A 5635-nucleotide genomic window follows, 5' to 3' on the forward strand; every position below is an offset into this window, starting at 1 on the left:
TCGGCACACGCAACAACCTCGCCGCCGCCTACCAGGATGCGGGGCACCTCTCCACAGCCATCGACATGTACCAAGCCCTCCTGGCCGACTGCACCCGCCTTCTCGGCCCCGACCACCCCAACACACTCGGCACACGCAACAACCTCGCCGCCGCCTACCAGGATGCGGGGCACCTCTCCACGGCCATCGACATGTACGAAGCCCTCCTGCCTGACATGACCCGCGTCCTCGGCCCCGACCACCCCGACACACTCGGCACACGCAATAACCTTGCCCGCGCACACCGCCAGGCGGGGAACTTACCTAAAGTCATCGCTCTACGCCACCAGGCTGCCCTGGCCAACAAAGCCCGCATTCCCGGACCCGACCATCCTAAAGAGGGCACTTCAGCACTCCCCAACCCGCAAAAGGACATATGGAGGCGAAGAAACCGCAAGTCTCGTTGATCCAGACCGCCGATCGGCTGTTTGGAGCAAGTGATCAGCGGGGCCTTCCATGCGACATCTACTTCGATCTCACGCCTGCGGCTTTGCGCATGGCCTTGCAGGCCGACACTAGGCGCACCTGCCAAGGAACGACGAGCTCGCCCCGACCAGACACGCTCACCCTGACCAAAAGAAAACCCAACATGAACGGCGTTGAAAAATACGAGGCCCTTCTAACCGAGCAGACCAAGAATCTTAGCCCGGACCACCCCTACACCCTCGCCACACGCAACAACCTTGCTGCCGCGCGAAAGAAAGCACAGTAAGCACCGTCGCCTCAGTCAGACGGGCCAAGATCAATCTTGAGTTTTGCGGGCGGAACTGGGGCGAGAAATTCAGATCGATGTCGTGCGAAACTCAGAATCAACAGGAGGCGGGCCTGGCATCTACTTCGAGCAGCTCTTCAGAACCTGCTGCGCCGGCCACCAATGCAGAGCGATCCCAAATTTTGATTGACGCTTGGGCGGTAAACGGAGTTTGTGCGGGTGGGTGTCGCTTTGATTCGGGCGTGGCATCGGGCCGAGTTCGGTGGACGCTTATCACACACCTCTTGCTTGTCTGGTTCTATTTAGGGACAATAGAGGCGGCTAAACGGATGTGCTCCGTGTAGCCACCTGTGAGTCGTCACTTAAGCAATGCTTCTAGCAATGCTAGGGCACGATGGCAAGGGCAAAAGCCTGGAGCTGCGCTAGCCTTACCAGTCCGCGCAGTATCCGGGCTTTTTCCTTGCCCGACGAGGATGTCTTCCTCATCGTCCTCACCTCCTTCCTGGACTCGAAACCTTGGCATTCCGGGAAACGTGAAAGGTTCGGTCCAGCTCGAAGGAGCCGTTGTCGATTCTACCCGCAATCAAAGATCCGTGGACGCGAATGAAAGATAGGCTTGCAGATGCCTTCCTTGGCTTTTTACATAGCTTCGCGGCGATCTTGCCTGTACATGCACCATCTTGAGAGATTATCGGAAGGCCATCGACATGCATCAGACGCTGCTGTCTGATCTGGCCCGCGTCCTCGGCCCCGACCACCCCCACACACTCGCCATTTCTCAATTTCTTTCCGTTTTACGGGATCAAGGCGGCGAGGCAGAGAAGAACCAGCAGTAACGCTGGCTAGAACAACTGGTTGACCGGGGCACCGCGGAGGGACGCCGTCAAAGACGAAACGGCGTTTCAATGGGATAGTTTTCCGCTTTGCCGAACGAGGGCGGCAATCGGGCGCCGCGCTCTAAGACAGAGGGGTCAGCCTCGACAAGATGTGGAAATTTCCTTGCGGGTGCCGACGAGGGCCGAAGCGGAGCAAACCGGAGGGTAGGAGGCCGAAGCTTCTTTGCAGGCGTCGGCCGAGGGAAGCCTGAAGCAAGTGCAGGTTTCAGCAAATTCGCCGTGGACAGTCCCTGCGACTGGGGCTAGGATCGGTTTATGGATCCGGGTGTTCTTGTATACGCATTTTCTTTACTTTTCGATAAGTCCGCAACAGTCGGCACGACGCGGGCAGACGAAACGACGACGCCGACAATCGGCACGACGACGCCGTCGGCGCTCAAAGCGATCCCGATTCGTTCCTCGCTCTCCTCGGCTCCCGCGGCGCGGCAGACCAGCGCCAAGGAGTCGGGGCGACGGCGCGAGGCCTGTATGACGAGCTCCTGCGCGTCGCCGCCGAAGAACTCGCCAAAGCCAATGCCGGCGGCGACGGAAAGCCTGGAGCAAACGGCGGCGACAAAAGTACCCGCGCAAGCGGCAACGGGTGCGCCGACACGGGCGATGACAAGCGCTTCAATGCAAACGGTGAGGGAGGCCTAGGTGCAGACAGCGACGGGAGTTTCAACATGAGCAGCGAAAGAAGCTTTGACGCGAACCACGGCAACGAGAACACCGGCGTGAGCCGTCAAAACGGCCCTGACACCACGGGGAGGTTTATGCGGCCCCAGTCGGTCGCTTTCCTGATTGAGCACACCGGCGTGAACGACCCCGACGGCGCGGCCCGCGTGGCCGAAGCGCTCGGGGACCTGCCCGTCGCCTTGGAGCAGGCCACAACCACGATCAGGCTGGTCGGGTACCCGAGGTTGGACGACTACCTCGCGAACCTGCGGGAGTTTGGGCTTGATGAGCCCGCCGACGGCCCGTCCAGCGGTGGCTACGGCCAGCCGATCTCCCGGCCCGCCGACGGCTACCCCGCCCTTGCACCTACGGCCCTGCTCATGGCCCGCCAAGCCGTGCAGGATCATCTGGCTGAGAAGGACATCGCCAGCGGCGACGAAACGGCAGCCCACGCCAGCGCGGCATTCTTGCAGCTGGCGGCTCTGGCCCTGCTGGCGCCGTCGGGCGTGCCCCGGCACTGGTTGTATCAGACAGGCGCGAGCGAACAGATTGCGCGCGAAACGCTCGAGGAGCTCGTCTCCCTCTCGGCCTGCACGCCCTCCGCCGACGGCCGCTATATCAGCATCCATGAGCTTCAAGGGCGCGCCTTTCGGGAAGACCTTGCGACAGATCCGTCGTTGTTCGACGCCGTCAAGCGCGCCGTCGTCAGGATGCTGGAGATCACCGACATGAAGGAGGCGGCCGCCGACGAAGCCCAGCGTGCCAACGTTCTCGACATGGTCATCCAGCTCAACGCCGTCGCCGAACGAGACGAGGGGGGCGCGCTCCATTCTCCCCGCGAATCCTGCATCGATCTCCCAAGCGTTTTCGGACTCGTGAACAACACGATATATTGCCTCAACATGATTGACAGCCCGCAAATCGCGATCACTTTTGAAGACACCGTCAGAAAACTGGTCAGCTCGTATGGAGCCGACCATCCGGACACGTTCGCCATACGCACCAACCTCGCCTTGGCCCACAGAGAAACAGGAGAAACCATGAAAGCCATCGACGCCTACGAAGCCCTTTTTGCCGAGCGGCTCAGGGCTCTCGGCCCCGACCATCCCGACACCCTCGACACGCTGGCCAATCTCGCCGAAGCGCACATGGAGACGGGAGACTTCGAGGGCGCCGTCGGCATCCTCGAAGCCCTTGCGGCCGACCAAACTCGAGTCCTCGGCCCCGACGACGCCGGCACGCTCGGCACACGCGGCAACCTTGCCGAATCCTACCTTCAGACGGGACGCACTCAGCAAGCGATCGACCTGCTCAAGGGCTTCGTCCGCGACGTCGACCGCGCCCTCGGCCCCGACCATCCTTACACTCTCACGACGCGCAACAGGCTCGCCAGGGCGTACATGGACGCGGGCAAGTTCAAGAAGGCCCGCAAAGAGCTCAACGCCCTGCTTCCCGACAGAATCCGGGTCCTCGGCCCAGACCACCCCGACACGCTGGCCGTCCGCAGCAATCTGGCCTACATCTGCAACGCCGTCGGAGAGTACGGACAGGCTATCGAGATTCTCGGGGAGCTGATCGCCGACGAAGCCCGGGTCCTCGGCCCAGACCATTACTTGACGCTGACCGCGCGCAGCAATCTTGCGCGCGCCCACACCGTCTCGGGAAATCCCCAGAAAGCCATTGAGATACTCGAGGCCGTCTTGGACAGCCAGTTCCGTTCCTTGGGCGTTGACCACCCTGACGCTCTGGACACGCGCGGCGATCTTGCCTGCGCCTACAGCGTTTTGGGGGATTATCGGAAAGCCATCGCCATATTCCAGTCTCTTCTGGACGACCAGACCAGGATCCTCGGGCCCGACCATCCTGACACCCTTCTCACGCGGGAGAGCCTCGCCGAAGCCCTCTCAGAGGCGCAAGAGTAACGGTCGCTTTCAGGAAAGCCGGACGACGGCAACAGCCGTTTCGAAGGGTTTGGCCTCCGTTCGCAATAAAGGCGGCGGAAGCCAGCTCAGTGCATTCCCCCGATAACCCCGTCGACCACGTCGATGTCGCAGGCCGAGGGGCGCTTGGGCAGGCCCGGCATCGTCATGATCGAGCCTGAGATGAGCACGACGAAGCCCGCCCCTGCCGAGAGGCGCACTTCGCGGATCGGCACGGTGAAGCCCTCGGGGGCGCCAAGCGCTTTCGGGTCGGTCGAAAACGAGTATTGGGTTTTGGCCATGCACACGGGCAGCTCGCCCCAGCCGGACTCCTCGAGCCGCCGGAGCTCGCGCGCCGCGGCGGGTTCGAAGACCACGTCGGCCCCGCGGTAGACCCTGGTGACGATGGCCCGCGCCTTGTCTTCCAGGGAATCCGTCAAGCGGTATGCGCTCTTGGCGATGCTCGGCTTGGCCAGCGACTTCACGACGGCGTCGGCGAAATCGAGCGCCCCCTCTCCCCCGCGGCCGAAGTGGTCGGTGAGGACGACGTCGATGCCGAGGTCGGCCACAGACTCGCGGACAGCCGCGATCTCGGCCTCCGTATCCGCGGCAAACCGGTTGACCGCCACGAGCACGGGCTGGGCGAAAACCTCCGTGAGATTCTCGCAGTGCCGGCGCAGGTTGACCGCGCCCGCGCGAACCGCGGCGACGTTCTCCTCCTCCAGGTCCGCGAGCGCCACGCCCCCGTGATACTTGAGGGCGCGCACGGTTGCGACGACCACGGTGAGGTCGGGGGCGATCCCGGCGGTCTGCCCGATGATGTCGAAGAATTTCTCCGCGCCCAGGTCGGCGCCGAACCCGGCCTCGGTCACGGCGACGTCGCCCAGCTTGAGCGCGGCCTTGGTGGCGATCACCGAGTTCGTGCCGTGGGCGATGTTGGCGAAGGGGCCGCCGTGGACCAGGGCAGGGTTGCCTTCGAGGGTCTGGACGAGGTTGGGCGCGAGCGCGTCCTTGAGGATCGCCGTCATTGCGCCGACGGCGCCGAGGTCCGCCGCGGTGACGGAATCGCCGGCCGAGGACCTGCCGACGACGATGCGGCCGAGCCGTTCACGCAGGTCGTCGAGGGAGTCGGCCATGCAGAAGGTCGCCATGACCTGGCTGGCCGCGGTGATGTCGAAGCCCGACTCTCGCGTGACCCCGCCGAGCCGCCCGCCGAGGCCGATGACGACGTCGCGCAGGGAGCGATCGTTCATATCGATCGAGCGGCGGATGGCGACCGTGCGCGGGTCGATGTCATGAGTGCCGAAATGCAGCGCGTTGTCCGCCATCGCGGCGAGCAGATTGTTGGCCTCGGCGATGGCCGCAAAATCCCCGGTGAAGTGGAGGTTGATCTCGTCGCCGGGCGTGACCTGGGC

The 5635-nt window shown here is 63.4% G+C and carries 5 protein-coding genes; 4 read left to right on the forward strand and 1 reads right to left on the reverse strand.

Annotation, left to right across the window (positions count from 1 at the left end; all coding sequences use genetic code 11):
• From ACO48X_RS04425 to ACO48X_RS04440, 4 genes are all read left to right on the forward strand, one after another.
• Positions 1 to 446 (forward strand): tetratricopeptide repeat protein (locus ACO48X_RS04425; RefSeq protein WP_485000920.1); only part of this gene is annotated, 446 nt, incomplete at its 5' end.
• Positions 416 to 751: a hypothetical protein gene (locus ACO48X_RS04430; protein ID WP_485000921.1), complete on the forward strand. Its 336-nt coding sequence runs from the start codon at positions 416 to 418 to the stop codon at positions 749 to 751. The genes ACO48X_RS04425 and ACO48X_RS04430, both read left to right, overlap by 31 nt.
• A gap of 707 nt (positions 752 to 1458) precedes the next feature.
• Positions 1459 to 1587 carry a hypothetical protein gene (locus ACO48X_RS04435; RefSeq protein ID WP_485000922.1) on the forward strand — a complete coding sequence of 43 codons (129 nt, stop codon included), beginning with the start codon at positions 1459 to 1461 and terminating at the stop codon, positions 1585 to 1587.
• 722 nt (positions 1588 to 2309) lie between these two features.
• The gene (locus tag ACO48X_RS04440; RefSeq protein WP_485000923.1) at positions 2310 to 4223 is read left to right on the forward strand and encodes a tetratricopeptide repeat protein; all 1914 of its coding nucleotides are present in this window, start codon (positions 2310 to 2312) and stop codon (positions 4221 to 4223) included.
• Between the two features lie 86 nt (positions 4224 to 4309).
• On the opposite strand, the gene ACO48X_RS04445 is transcribed toward ACO48X_RS04440, so the two are convergent.
• Positions 4310 to 5635, reverse strand: a 1326-nt coding sequence (locus tag ACO48X_RS04445) for a formate--tetrahydrofolate ligase (RefSeq protein ID WP_485000924.1), incomplete at its 5' end; no start/stop codon positions are given.

This window comes from Peptidiphaga sp., from assembly GCF_057238965.1.